This is a genomic window from Corallococcus sp. CA047B (assembly GCF_003612065.1).
Taxonomy (GTDB): domain Bacteria; phylum Myxococcota; class Myxococcia; order Myxococcales; family Myxococcaceae; genus Corallococcus; species Corallococcus praedator.
This window is the reverse complement of sequence record NZ_RAWD01000292.1, coordinates 1-12,004: the sequence shown is the minus strand read 5'-3', so window position 1 is coordinate 12,004 and position 12,004 is coordinate 1. Positions and strand designations below refer to the sequence as shown.

The following is a 12,004-nucleotide window of genomic DNA, read 5'->3' as shown; positions in this document are numbered from 1 at the left end:
GGGCGGGGCGATCCCGGAGGCCTTCGACGGGGTGGGCCGGCACTACCTGGCGGTGGACGTGGATCCGTCGCTGGGGGTGCGCGACGTGGCGCTGGTGCGGGTGGACTGATCCGCGCGGGGTCCTTGACGAAGCGCGCGGGGCCGAGTTTCCGGCCGCTTAGCGGACCCCCTTGAAAGGGCACTGAACATCTGGGCAGATAGGCGGCCTCAACGCCTTGTGAGGAGGCCTGCCCATGTTCGATTCCCCCGAGAACGATTCCATCTCCCCCGCGCTGCGCGGGTTGCTCGAGCTGTTCGCCACCGACCTGGCCGACGTGAAGTTCCCGGACGTGGACACGGAGGTGCTGGGCGAGGCCGCGGTGCAGGTGCGCCAGAAGGCGGAGGCGGTGGCGCGGGCGCAGGCGGCGCTGGACGCGGCGAGGCAGGCGCTGAACGAGAGCCAGGAGTCGCTCCTGCAGAAGGGCCAGCGGGCGCTGGCCTACGCGAAGGTGTTCGCGGAGGACGACGCGGAGCTGGGAGCGAAGCTGGAGGCCATCCACCTGCCGCGTCCGACGCGCAAGGCGAGCGGGCCGTCACAGGTGGCGGAGCCGGTGAACGCGACGCCGGGCTCCGACGAGAACGCCCCGCGCCGTCGCGGCCGTCCCCCCAAGGTGCGTCCGGTGGCCGGTGGCTCGCTGTTCACCGAGGGCGGCAACACCCCGGAGTCCCTGGCCAGCGCGCAGGACGACGCGGCCTCGGGCCTGCCGTCGTAGGCTGAAACGAAACCGCGTGCCCCTGGCCTGAGGCCGGGAGCACGCGGTCCGTGTGTCACGTCACGCTCGAAGCTAGTTCTTCGGGAACGCCGTCCAACCGGCCAGCCAGTTGGTGGTGCCCACCGCGCCGACGAAGCGCGCGCTGGCGTCGAAGCCCGCGCCGGGCGTGGCCGCGTTGTCCGGGTTGAGCGCCGGGGAACCCGCCGCCGGGGTGAAGTCCGGAGCCTCCAGGTTCAGCGCCGCCGTGAGCTGGGGGTTCGCGACCTTGTTGTTCAGGCCCGTGGCCAGCACCTTCTCCGCCTCCACGAACTTGCTCACGTCCGCGTCGGTGACCGCGCCGGACGCGTCCTTCTTCGGGTTCGGCGCGTTCGGGATGGCCAGCGTGTCGCCCCGGTTGGACCAGAACAGCGTGCTCTGCAGCGACAGCTCCGGGTTGGCCGCGTTCCACAGCGCCGCGGAGGCCGTGCCGTCCACGTCGATGGCCAGGTCCGCGAAGTTCGCGACGATGATGTTGCGCAGCAGGCCGCCCGCGCCCGTGTTGAACACCAGGCCTTCCTGCGCGGGCGCCGTGCCCGCCGGACGCCCCGAGCCGATGAACGTCGCGTTCCAGATCTCCGGCATCGTGTGCGGCTGCGCGCCGTTGTCGTTCTTGTTGCCGGAGGCCTCGATGCCCCGGTTGCCCACCGTCGCGTTCTGCTGCACCACCAGGAACTGCACCTTGCCGCGCCAGCCCAGGTCGAAGTCCAGGCCGTCATCGTCCGTCTGCGTGATGACGACGTGCTTCAGGCCCGCCGTGCCGCCGAACATCTCCACGCCGTCGTCGGCGCCCTTGTGCACCTGCACGTAGTCGATGTCCGTCGCCGTGCCGCAACCGCCCACCGTCAGGCCGTTGAGCTCGTTGTCCTCGGCCAGCTCGTAGCCCGCGAACTCGATGCGCGCGTACTTCAGCGTGCCGCAGTTGTGGGCGTCATCCGTGCCGCCGTACTTCGTCTTCACGTCGCCGCTCGTCGCGAAGAAGCCCTCGACGGTGTTCTCGCCGCCGGCCACGTTGATGCGCGCCTTGCCCAGCAGCACCACGCCGCCCCAATCGCCGGCCGTGCGCGTGCCCGCCGCCTGCGCGCTGGTGAAGATGATGGGCTTCTCCGCCGTGCCCACCGCGTTGAGCTTCGCCTCACGGGTGACGACCAGCGCGCTGCCCTGGTCGCCCAGCACCGTGACGCCCGCCTCGATGGTCAGCGTGCCCTTCTCCACGAACACGTAGTTCTTCAGCGTGTACGTGGTGCCCGCCTTCCACGTCGTGTCCTCGGTGATGTTCGCGGTCACGTCCTGCGCGGTGGCCTGGGGGTCGCCGCCGTCCGGCTTGTTGTCGGGGTCCTTGTCGTCTCCGCAAGCGGACAGCAGCGTGAGGCTGGAGAGGGCGAGGACGGATGCAAACAGGCGCTTCATGGGTGACGTCCTTTCGGGAGGAAATGGGAACTACAGGGCCCAACCGAGCGCGGCGGTGAACGCCATGCCGGGCTTGTACGTCTGCACCGTCACGTCCCCCTGGCGGAGGGTGACGGACGCGTTGAGGAGGTTCGCGGCGGTCAGCTTCAGCTGCGTCGCGCCCAGCTTCTGGGTGAGGGTGATGTCCACGCGGTGGAAGGGCCGCTCGTACACGTCCGGCAGGCCCTGCACGCCGACCTCGCTGATGCGCTGGCCGTACACGTTGTAGAGGACCGCGAATTCGGTGCCGCTCTCCGGTCGCTCGTAGCCCACGTTGAGGTTGACCACGTAGGGCGACTGGCCCTGGAGCGGACGGTCCTTGTTCGTCTGCGCGCCCACCACCGCGGAGTCGCCCAGGTCCACCTTCGACTGGATGAGCGTGAGGTTCGCGCCCACGCGCACCGGACGCAGCGCGGGGGTGAAGCGCGCCAGCGACGTGCGCGCCTCCAGCTCCAGGCCGTAGCTGTCCGCGCCCGCGGCGTTCTCGAAGCCCAGGTCCCCGCTGTCCGGGTTGCGGATGACGCGCTCGATGGGGTCCTGGAAGCGCTTGTAGAAGGCGCTCGCGGCCAGCACGTCGTTCTCCCCGACGAACCACTCCACGCGCGCGTCCACGTTGTGGATGCGCGTCTCCAAGAGGTCGGGGTTGCCGGACACGTTCCGGCGGCGCACGAAGTCGAAGAAGATGAAGGGTGCGAGCTCCCGGAACGTGGGCCGCGCCAGCGTGTAGCTGTAGCCCGCGCGCAGGTTCACCTTCTCGGACAGCGCGTAGATGGCGTTGAACGACGGCAGCACGTCCAGGTAGCGCTGGTCGGTGCCGCTCTCGCCCTCCACGCCGGTGAAGGGGTCCTTCAGCGTGAGGTTCTGCGTGGACGCTTCCACGCGCACGCCGCCCACCAGGCGCAGCGGCTCCACGAGCTTGTAGTCCGCGGACACGTAGCCGGCGTAGATGCCCAGGAAGGCGTTGTAGGCGTCGTCCGCGCGGGTCGTCTCGCGCACGGTGATGGAGGTGCCCACGTTCTCCGGCGAGAAGAGCTGCTCGGGGGACTGGGTGCGGTCCACCGGCGTGTCGTTGAGCAGGTAGCGGAAGCGGCGCGCGCTGAAGTCGCGGAAGGACACCTGCGTCAGGCCGCCCACCTTCACGCGCAGGTCGGAGGTGAAGGGCAGGGTGAGGTTGACGCTGCCGCCGGTGGACGTCTCGCCCAGCTCGGCGAAGAAGCGCTCGCCGCTGTTGGGCTGGTTGGGGAAGGACAGCTGCGCGTCCGGGTTGTTCAGGCTGGCGCTGTAGAGGGTGTCGCGCGTGTCGGGTTCGTCGCGGTCCACGCGGGAGATGTTGGCCTGCCAGTCCAGCTCCGAGTCGCCCAGCAGCCCCAGGCGGTGGAAGCCGCGCAGCTGGGTGAAGGACAGCGCGCGGGTGATGAACTGGAGGCGGGTGCTGGAGTAGGCGTCGCCGCGCACGTTGTTGTTGCCGTTGGCGGTGTACGTGCGCGTGTCGGTGCCGCGCGTGTAGAGGCTGAAGAAGGTCAGCTCGTTGTCGCGGTCGAACTGGTAGCCCACGCTGGCAAGTCCACTGAGGTTCGCGGTGGAGAAGCCCTGCGTGGTGCGCGCGACGTCCTGGGGAATGAGCGCACCGGACTCGTCGCGGGACGCGCGGGCGAAGTCGCCCGTCTGCACGCCGTCGCGGTGGCCGTAGTTGACGGTGGCCAGGTAGCCCAGCCGCTGGTTGCCGAAGCGCAGCGTGTCGCCCAGCGACGCGCCCAGGCCCAGGTTGGGCACGGCGCGCGTGGTGCGCTTCTCCCAGACGTTGGTGAAGCTCTCCCACTGGCCTTCCAACTGCTGCGCTGACTCTCCACCCGCGCCCAGGCGGTGGTCGCGGGGCAATTCGGACGGCAGGCCGCGGTTGGAATCGGCGAAGCCCAGCGCCTCACCGAAGCCGCCCTGCGCCTGCGAGTTGCGCTCGCGGAAGGTCGTCACGGTGTCGCCGCCCAGGGTGAGGCGCGGCTTGAATTCGAACTGGGACGGGTAGGTGTTGGTCTCGATGAGGAGCGTGCCGCCGCCGAAGGTGCCCGGCAGGTCCGGCGTGTAGCTCTTCACCACGTTGAGATTCGCGAGCAGGCTCGTGGGGAACAGGTCCAGCGGCACGCTGGGCTCGTCCGGCTCCGGACTGGGCAACAGCGCGCCGTTGAGCAGCGTGGTGGCGTACCGGCCGCCCAGGCCGCGCAGCAGGACATACTTGCCGTCCACCACGGTGGCGCTGACCACGCGCTTCACGGCGTCACCGGCGCTGGAGTCCGGCGTGCGGGCGATCTCCTGCGCGCTGATGGCGTCGGAGACGGCGGCGGCCTTCTTGCGGTCCTGGAGCAGGGCGCCCTCGGCGCGGCGGTCGGAGCGGGCCTCGACGACGACCTCCTGCACCGCGCCCACGTCCGCGCTCAGCGCGACGTCCAGCTTCGTGGCCTTGCCCTGGGTGACGACGACGCCGGTGATGCGGCGGCCCTGGTACACGTCGTAGAAGGCGCGCAGGTCGTACTTGCCCGGCGGCAGCGCGAGCCGGTAGTTGCCGTCCAGGTCGGTGAGGGCCTGCTTCTGCGAGCCCGTCACCACCTTCACGGTGGCCTCGATGAGGCCCTCGCCGTTGGCCTCGTCCGTGAGCCGGCCGTAGATGCCGGTGAAGCCAGGGGGCGGCGCGGCGGACTCCGCGAGGGCTTCATCGCCCATCGCCGCCTCGTCGGACGCTGTGGCCTCGGTGCCTTCGGTAGGAGTCGCGGAGGGATCCGTCACGGTGCCGGTCTGCGCGGCGGCCGGAGCGGAAGGATCCACGGGCTGCGCGGACTCAGGGCTCACGGGCGCCGGGTTCGCGGCGCTCCCGGGCTGCGTCCCCAGGGAAGGCGCGGGGCTGGTGGGCAGTGAACCGTCCGGCTGTGACGCAGCGGACTCGCCAGGAGTCCCCGGCGGAGGCGGAAGCTCACCGGCGGGCTGCGTGCCGGGCGTGGCGGAGGGGGACGGCGCAAGAGGGGCTGTCGGCTCGGCGCCGGGGGCCTGCGCGAAGGCAGGCAGCGTGATGAGCACGAGTGACGCCACGAGGGCGCGCACGAAGTTCGAACGAGACAACACGGCTCTCCTTGCCGACAGCGACGCGCAATCAACGCGACGCCCGTGGCATTGGGATGAAGGGTTTGTGACGTCTCTGGCGGGGAACGGAAAACTCGGTGTCACGGACCGCGCGCGGCTCGCACCGCGCGCGGGACACCCGATGCACGACTCAATCCGCGAGTCGCTCCGGCAACACGGCGACGGTGATGTTCCCACCCCGCGCCAGGTCCAGCACTTCCATGGCACTGCCGTACGGCACCGCGTCGCTCGCGTCGAAGAAGACGATCTTGTCCGCTCGCGCGTTGAGCATGCGCCGCAGGCGCTCCACCACCTGGTCGCGCGGCACCTCCTCGCGGTTGATGCGCAACGTGCCGGCCTTGTCCACCGTGAGCACCACGGGCGGCTTCGCGTCCGGAGGCGGGGGCGGCGTGTCCTGCGTCTTGTCCGCCTTCGCCGGCACGTTCATCCACAGGTGCTTGGTCATCAGCGGCGTGACGACCATGAAGATGATGAGGAGGACCAACACCACGTCCACCAGGGGCGTCACGTTCATCGTGGGGCGGATGCCGCCCTTGCTGCCACCGACGTCGAAAGCCATGGCGCGTGCCTCCCCTTACTTCTTCTGCCGGTCGATGACCTGCAGGCTGATGCCCGGGAAACCAATGTCCTGCATCGCCTTGAAGACGCCTCTGACCTGCGCGTACGCCACGCCCCGGTCCGCCTTGAGCACCACGGGCGCGTCCGGCTTCGCCTGATGCAGCGTCTTCAGCTCCACCACCAGCGCGTCGCGCGTCAGTTGCTTGCGGTCCAGGAAGAAGGACCCGTTCGCCGCGAGGCTCACCGTCGTGGGCTCCAGGTTCTTGTTCTCCGGATCCGGGTTCGTCGCGACGGGCAGCTCCACCGCGGCGCCCGCCTCCAACTGCGGCGTGACGACCATGAAGATGATGAGGAGGACCAACACCACGTCCACCAGCGGCGTCACGTTCATCTCCGGGGTGATGCTCCTACGCGTGGCCGACATCGGTGGCCTCGGCGCGGGTGGAGACGACGTCCGCGCTGTTCGAATGCGTCGCGTGGGCGGCCACCGCGCGCTTGTCGCCGGCCATGTCCTCCAGGTGGTCCAGGAACTCGCCGCGCGCCTGCTCCAGGGAGAGCAGCAGCGCGTCCGCGCGGGTGGACAGGAAGTTGAACATCAGCACCGCGGGGATGGCGACCAGCAGGCCCAGCGCGGTGACGACCAGCGCCTCGGCGATGCCGGCGGACACCGCGCCCAGGCCGCCGGAGCCCTCCTTCGCGATGCCGGCGAAGGCCTCGATGATGCCCACCACCGTGCCCAGCAGTCCGACGAACGGCGCCACCGAACCCACCGTGGCCAGCACCGACATGCCCCGGCGCACGTCCGCGGTGATGCGCTCGTTGATGCGCACCAGGTCGCGGCGCGTGAGCTCCACCGCGCCCAGCTTGCCGGCGGGCGCGCGGGACTTGGACAGGAACGTCTTCATGCCGCCGCCCAGCATCATCGCCAGGTGGCTGCTCTTGTTGCCCTCGGCCTCCTTCACCAGCGCGTCGTGCTGCTGCTGCGCGAGGAGCGGACCGGCGCGGCCGGCGAACTTGCGGGACGCGGCGCGCGAGCGGAAGTAGACGAACAGGCGCTCGAAGAAGACGGCCAGCGACGCGACCGCGAAGGCGATCAGCGTCCAGGCGATGCCCAGGGCGAAGACGCCCATGTGCGCGTAGATCTCTTTGAGGTTGAAGTTCATGGCGGTGTGTTCCCGGGGAAGAGGGGCGTCAGGACTTGAGGCGGAAGGGGACCTTGAAGATGCGGAAGACGGCGGTGGGCTGGCCGGACACGACGGCGGGCCGGAAGCGCCAGGTGCGCACGGCGGCCAGCGCGGCGCTGGCGAAGGGCTCATCCCCGCGCATCACCTTGAGTCCGGTGACGCGGCCGTCCACCTCGACGACACCCTTGAGGATGACCAGGCCCTCCTGACCCTTGGAGCGGGCGTCGGAGGGGTACTCGGGCAGCAGGTTCGCGGACAGCGGCTCCGGAGGCGTGGCCGACTCCGGCAGGTTGATGGGCTGGGCGCGACCTCCGCCAATGGCCATCCCCTCACCGCTGCCGACACCGCCCACCACGCCCCCGGGCACGAGCGTACCGGTGCCACCGACGGCCATGGGCGCCGCGGCGACCACTTCCTTCTCCGCTTCCGGCGGCTTGTCGAGCGGCACCGCGTCCGGGGCCTTCAGCGGCGCGGGCGCGGTGACGGGCGCGGCGGGAGGCGGCGCCTTGGCGAGCGCGGGAGGCGCGGCGCGCGGCGTGACCTTCACGGGCGGCGGAGGCGGCGGGGGCGGCGGCTTCACCTCGACGACGGGAACTGGAGGCGGCGGCGGACGGAAGACGACGTCCACCTTCTTCTCCTTGATGACTTCCTTCACGGTGTTCGCCGCGGTCATCGCCGCGACGGCGATGAGTCCGAAGACGGCGACCGACGCGGTGGTGGAGAGCGCGAACCGCCGGGCGGCGGGGGCGCTGGAGGCGCTGTCGAACGTTTCGAACATGACGGGGACGCATATAGCGACGCCGTGTGTCACGAAGGTTCAGGCTCCGTGACACTTTGCCCCCGGCATTGTTTCGATTGGGTCACGATGCGCGTGCGTTCGGAAATTCACGCGGCAGGTGCGTCACGGCTCCGTCGGGAAGTACGGCGGTGGGGGCACCTCGGCGCCGCGTCTGCCACAGGAGTGTCAGGAGCAGCGCCGTGTAGGCCCACGCGAAGGGCCGGGTGAGCAGCACGCTTCGAGCGAGCTCCGCGCCCAGCACCGTCTCCGACACCAGGATGCCCGTGAGCGCCACCAACGCCACCAGCGCCTGGCCGGAGCGCGACCGACCTTCCAGCGCCGCGCGGATCAGCGGCCACGCGAGCACGTAGTTCGCGCGCCACGCCAACGGTGACAGGAGCGTCACGCCCAGACAGCCGAACGCGAGCAGGTCCACGGGCCCGGGCCGCGCCCACAGCAGGGCGACGACGAACAGCCCCACCGCCACGGCCTGCGCCAGCGTCATCGCGCCAGCGGGCGGCAGGGACTCCGGGGGCAGCACCAGCGACAGCAGCAGCGTGGGCAGGCCCTGCGGGTTGTGGCCCAGCGCCCACGGCGGCGTGGTGCGCGCGAGCGTCCGCGTCCAGTCATGCACCTGTGACAGCGTCCCCTCCCACCCGTAGCGGATCAGCGTGGGCATCACCAGCAACACGCCGAACAGGGCCGTGGTGCCCACGACGCGCCAGTGTCTGCGCGCGAGGAAGAACAGGCCCAGCAGCGCGGCCGGAGGCTTGAGCAGACACGCCACGGCGAACGCGGCGCCGGGACTCCAGACGCGGCCCCGCTCCGCCCCCACGGCCGCGACCACCAGCAGCCACAGCAGCACGGCGTCCACCTGGCCGTAGAAGAACTCGAAGCTGAACGCGGGCAACAACACGGCGGTCGCGAGCACCGGCGCCCACGGCCACGCAGCGGCCTCGCCGGGCGCGGGCGCGGCGCGGCGGGTGAGCACGGACACGGCGGCCAGGGCGAGCACGGAGCCCAGGTTCCACAGCGCCACGGCGGCGCGCGGGGGCACGGCGGTGAAGGGCAGGAAGAGGGGCGCGGTGACGGGCGCGTACTTGAACGGCATGGTGCCGTCTTCCGCGCGGTAGAGGTCCGTGCCTTCGCGGAAGCGCTCCGCCGCGGTGAGGTAGACGCGGAAGTCCACGCCGCGCCTGGGGTGCTGACCCACCGCCACGGCCGCCACCGCGAGCACCAGCAGCAGGGCCCACTCCACCTTCAGGGATGCGCGGCGGCGCGGCGGGTCAGCGACAATCATTCACAGGGTGAAGCGGAGGAGGGGCGCGCACCCTTCCACGCGGAGGCGCCCCACCGCAATCACAGACCGTAGGCTTCCAGCAGCCGCAGCCACACCTCGCTCATGGTGGGGTACGACGGCACCGCGTGCCAGAGCGTGTCCAGGGGCACTTCGCCCGCGATGGCGATGGTGGCCGCGTGGAGCATCTCCCCCACGCCAGGGCCGGTGAACGTGGCGCCCACGATGACCCGGCGCTGCTCGTCCACCACCAGCTTCGCGGTGCCCTTGAAACCCTCGCCCATCAGCGACGTGCCGGCCACGTCACCCAGCTCGTACTGCACCGTCTTCACCGGGACGCCCGCCTTGCGCGCCTTCTCCTCGGTGTAGCCCACGCTGGCCACCTGCGGGTGCGTGAAGACGACCTGCGGCGTGGCCTTGGTGTCCGCCCACGCCTTCGCGGGCTTGCCCAGGATGACGTCGCCCACCAGCCGCCCCTGGTACTTGCCCATGTGCGTGAGCAGGTTGCGGCCGTTCACGTCGCCGCACGCGTAGAGCCAGTCCCCGTCCACGCCCTTCGCGCGGAGCTGATCATCGACCTCGATGGAGGCGCCGGGCTTGAGGCCCACCGTGTCCACGCCCAGGTCGTCCGTGCGCGCGGTGCGGCCCATGGCCACGAGCAGCGCGTCCGCGCGCAGCGTGTCCCGGTTGGACAGCGTCACGGTGTACTCGCCCTTGCCCTCGCCCGAGCGCTGCACCTTCGTCGCCTGCGTCTCCAGGAACACGCGCACGCCGGTGTCGCGCAGCGCCTGGGCCACCTGCTCGCCCACGAAGGGCTCGAAGCGCGTGAGCAGGCGGGGACCGCGCTGCACCAGCGTCACCTCCGAACCCAGCTCGCGCCACCCCTGCGCCAGCTCCACGGCCTCCACGCCGCCGCCCAGCACCACCAGCCGGCCCGGCACTGCCTTGGAGCCCGTGCCCTCGCGGTTGTCCCAGGGCCGTGAGTCCTTGAGCCCCTGGATGTCCGGCATGCGCGGCTTGCTGCCCGTGGCGATGATGACGGCCTTGCGCGCCTCCAGCTCGCGCACCTTCCCGTCCTTGCCTTCCACGCGCACCCTGCGCGGACCGGTGAGCTTGCCGCGCCCGCGCACCACGGTGAGCTTCGCGCCCTCCGCCCACTTCACCTGGGACTTGTCGTCGTAGCCGGACACCATCTTGTCGCGGTGCTTGAGCACGGCCTCGGCCTTGAGCGGCTCCTTGATGAGCTCGCGCACGCCGGGCGTGTGCTGCGCCATCCAGAGCGTTTCGCCGGGGTGCAGCAGGGCCTTGCTGGGCATGCAGGCCCAGTAGGAGCACTCGCCGCCCAGCAGCTCGTGCTCCACGAGCGCCACCTTCAACCCACCCGCCGCGGCCCTCGCTCCCGCGTTCTCCCCCGTCGGACCCGCCCCAATCACCACCACGTCGAAAGTCTCGGCCATGAAGCCTCCCGCCTACTGCTTGCATCCGGGGGGCCTCCCTGCCAATCGCACTGAACGCCCGAGTCGGATGGTGGAAAGAGCGGCTGGTCACCACCGGACAGGCCCCGCGCTTTATTGTCAGGCCCGACGTGCCCGTCGCGTCGGTGCGCTGTCCGCGCGGTGCTGCGTGCGGCGGGAGGTGTGCCATGGGACGTGTCGCCAAGGGTGTCTCGGTTCGCTCCTCACGGTCGCGCGTCTAGCGTCACCGGCGTCGTCCCACACCTGCCCGACGGCCGCGCCTTTCCGCGCGCGGTCCCGTGGTGGAGGGACGTCCTCGCCGTGCGCGAAGAGACGGCGTGTCCGCGCGGGGCTCCTGCGTGCACACCACGGTCGTGTCCCGGCTCCTCGCGAGCAACGGGACGCGGCCGACCAGAAGTCCGTCTTCGCTCATGTCCTCATCCAGGTCTCGCCGTCCCCGCGCGTCGTCCCGACGTTCGGGTTCCTCGCTGTTCCAGTCCCAGGCTCCGTCCGCGCGTCACCTGCGCGTCCAATCCACCCTCTCCGAGGAGATCTCGCTGCTGTTCCGGGGCGAGCTGTCCGACCCGCTGCTCGAAGGCGTCGCGCTGACGTCGTTCGAGCTGTCCCCCGAAGGCCGCACCGCGCGCATCGGCTACACGCTGCCGGAGGACACCGCCGACCCCGCCCAGGTGAAGGAGGCCCTGCTGCGCGCGCAGGGCTACCTGCGCTCCCAGCTCGCGCAGCACCTGAACCTCAAGCGCACCCCGAACCTGCGCTTCGTCCACGTGGGCACCGCCCCATGCACGGAGCCTGACGACCCTGACCGGGCCTCGGACGACGAAGGGGAAGGGGGTGACGCATGATGCCCCGCATCCTCGAAGTCCCACCGGGCGCGGTGCCACTGCTCGCCTGGGCCCGCGCGGTGCCCGCCGCCGCGCTCCGGCAGCTCCAGCAGCTCGCCGCGCAGCCCTACGTCGTCGAGCACGTGGCGGTGATGCCGGACGTGCACCTCGCGTCGGGCGTGGCGGTGGGCACCGTCTTCGCCACCGAACACCACGTCGTCCCCGGCGCGCTGGGCAACGACCTGGGCTGCGGGGTGAGCGCGCACCGCTTCGCCTTCCCCGCGGCCTCACTGTCACGCGCGGACCTGGAGCAGCTCCTGTCCCAGCTCGCGCGTGTCATCCCGGTGGGGGACGCGGTGCACCGGGGCAAGGGCCTGCCGCTGCCCCCCGGGCTGGAGTCCCCGGCGCTGTCCACCCATCGCCTCACCCAGGCCTGGGAGCGTCTGGCGCCGCGCCACCTGGGCACGCTGGGGGGTGGCAACCACTTCCTGGAGCTGGACCGGGACGGGGCGGGGGACCTCTGGC

11 protein-coding genes are annotated in these 12,004 nt (G+C 71.0%); 3 read left to right on the top strand and 8 right to left on the bottom strand.

The genetic code is table 11. The features are described 5' to 3' along the window. The first annotated feature begins 233 nt into the window (after positions 1-233). Positions 234-752, top strand: coding sequence for a hypothetical protein (locus D7X74_RS43225; RefSeq protein ID WP_158622330.1), 519 nt, complete (start codon positions 234-236; stop codon positions 750-752). Between the two features lie 72 nt (positions 753-824). Here D7X74_RS43225 and D7X74_RS32695 read toward each other — a convergent pair whose 3' ends face one another. The 8 genes from D7X74_RS32695 to D7X74_RS32660 all read right to left on the bottom strand — a co-directional run bounded on the left by D7X74_RS32695 (position 825) and on the right by D7X74_RS32660 (position 10,640). Continuing rightward, a complete protein-coding gene (locus D7X74_RS32695; RefSeq protein ID WP_120536927.1) occupies positions 825-2,198 on the bottom strand; it encodes a hypothetical protein in 1,374 nt (457 codons plus the stop codon). Between the two features lie 30 nt (positions 2,199-2,228). Next, positions 2,229-5,348, bottom strand: coding sequence for a TonB-dependent receptor domain-containing protein (locus tag D7X74_RS32690; protein WP_120536926.1), 3,120 nt, complete (start codon positions 5,346-5,348; stop codon positions 2,229-2,231). A 148-nt stretch (positions 5,349-5,496) separates the two neighbouring features. Then, positions 5,497-5,925 carry a biopolymer transporter ExbD gene (locus D7X74_RS32685; RefSeq protein ID WP_120536925.1) on the bottom strand — a complete coding sequence of 143 codons (429 nt, stop codon included), beginning with the start codon at positions 5,923-5,925 and terminating at the stop codon, positions 5,497-5,499. A 15-nt stretch (positions 5,926-5,940) separates the two neighbouring features. After that, a complete protein-coding gene (locus D7X74_RS32680; RefSeq protein ID WP_120536924.1) occupies positions 5,941-6,348 on the bottom strand; it encodes a biopolymer transporter ExbD in 408 nt (135 codons plus the stop codon). After that, positions 6,332-7,087, bottom strand: a complete 756-nt coding sequence (locus D7X74_RS32675) for a MotA/TolQ/ExbB proton channel family protein (RefSeq protein ID WP_120536923.1) — start codon at positions 7,085-7,087, stop codon at positions 6,332-6,334. Before D7X74_RS32675 ends, D7X74_RS32680 begins: the two co-directional genes overlap by 17 nt. 28 nt (positions 7,088-7,115) lie before the next feature. Beyond that, a complete protein-coding gene (locus tag D7X74_RS32670) occupies positions 7,116-7,886 on the bottom strand; it encodes an energy transducer TonB (protein ID WP_120536922.1) in 771 nt (256 codons plus the stop codon). 82 nt (positions 7,887-7,968) lie between these two features. Beyond that, positions 7,969-9,186: a glycosyltransferase family 87 protein gene (locus D7X74_RS32665; protein ID WP_120536921.1), complete on the bottom strand. Its 1,218-nt coding sequence runs from the start codon at positions 9,184-9,186 to the stop codon at positions 7,969-7,971. 59 nt (positions 9,187-9,245) lie between these two features. After that, a complete protein-coding gene (locus D7X74_RS32660) occupies positions 9,246-10,640 on the bottom strand; it encodes an NAD(P)/FAD-dependent oxidoreductase (RefSeq protein ID WP_120536920.1) in 1,395 nt (464 codons plus the stop codon). Positions 10,641-11,068: 428 nt separating this feature from the next. Between D7X74_RS32660 and D7X74_RS32655 the strand changes: the two genes are divergently transcribed. Together D7X74_RS32655 and D7X74_RS32650 are read left to right on the top strand one after the other, a co-directional pair. Further along, the gene (locus D7X74_RS32655) at positions 11,069-11,500 is read left to right on the top strand and encodes a ribosome-binding factor A (RefSeq protein WP_120536928.1); all 432 of its coding nucleotides are present in this window, start codon (positions 11,069-11,071) and stop codon (positions 11,498-11,500) included. Further along, positions 11,497-12,004, top strand: a 508-nt coding sequence (locus D7X74_RS32650; RefSeq protein WP_147446762.1) for an RtcB family protein, incomplete at its 3' end; no start/stop codon positions are given. The genes D7X74_RS32655 and D7X74_RS32650, both read left to right, overlap by 4 nt.

What these genes read in the sequence shown, in the direction of transcription:
- D7X74_RS43225 (WP_158622330.1), top strand. Translation starts at nt 234, where the DNA reads ATGTTCGATTCCCCCGAGAACGATTCCATCTCCCCCGCGCTGCGCGGG.
- D7X74_RS32695 (WP_120536927.1), bottom strand. Translation starts at nt 2,198, where the DNA reads ATGAAGCGCCTGTTTGCATCCGTCCTCGCCCTCTCCAGCCTCACGCTG.
- D7X74_RS32685 (WP_120536925.1), bottom strand. Translation starts at nt 5,925, where the DNA reads ATGGCTTTCGACGTCGGTGGCAGCAAGGGCGGCATCCGCCCCACGATG.
- D7X74_RS32680 (WP_120536924.1), bottom strand. Translation starts at nt 6,348, where the DNA reads ATGTCGGCCACGCGTAGGAGCATCACCCCGGAGATGAACGTGACGCCG.
- D7X74_RS32675 (WP_120536923.1), bottom strand. Translation starts at nt 7,087, where the DNA reads ATGAACTTCAACCTCAAAGAGATCTACGCGCACATGGGCGTCTTCGCC.
- D7X74_RS32670 (WP_120536922.1), bottom strand. Translation starts at nt 7,886, where the DNA reads ATGTTCGAAACGTTCGACAGCGCCTCCAGCGCCCCCGCCGCCCGGCGG.
- D7X74_RS32665 (WP_120536921.1), bottom strand. Translation starts at nt 9,186, where the DNA reads ATGATTGTCGCTGACCCGCCGCGCCGCCGCGCATCCCTGAAGGTGGAG.
- D7X74_RS32660 (WP_120536920.1), bottom strand. Translation starts at nt 10,640, where the DNA reads ATGGCCGAGACTTTCGACGTGGTGGTGATTGGGGCGGGTCCGACGGGG.
- D7X74_RS32655 (WP_120536928.1), top strand. Translation starts at nt 11,069, where the DNA reads ATGTCCTCATCCAGGTCTCGCCGTCCCCGCGCGTCGTCCCGACGTTCG.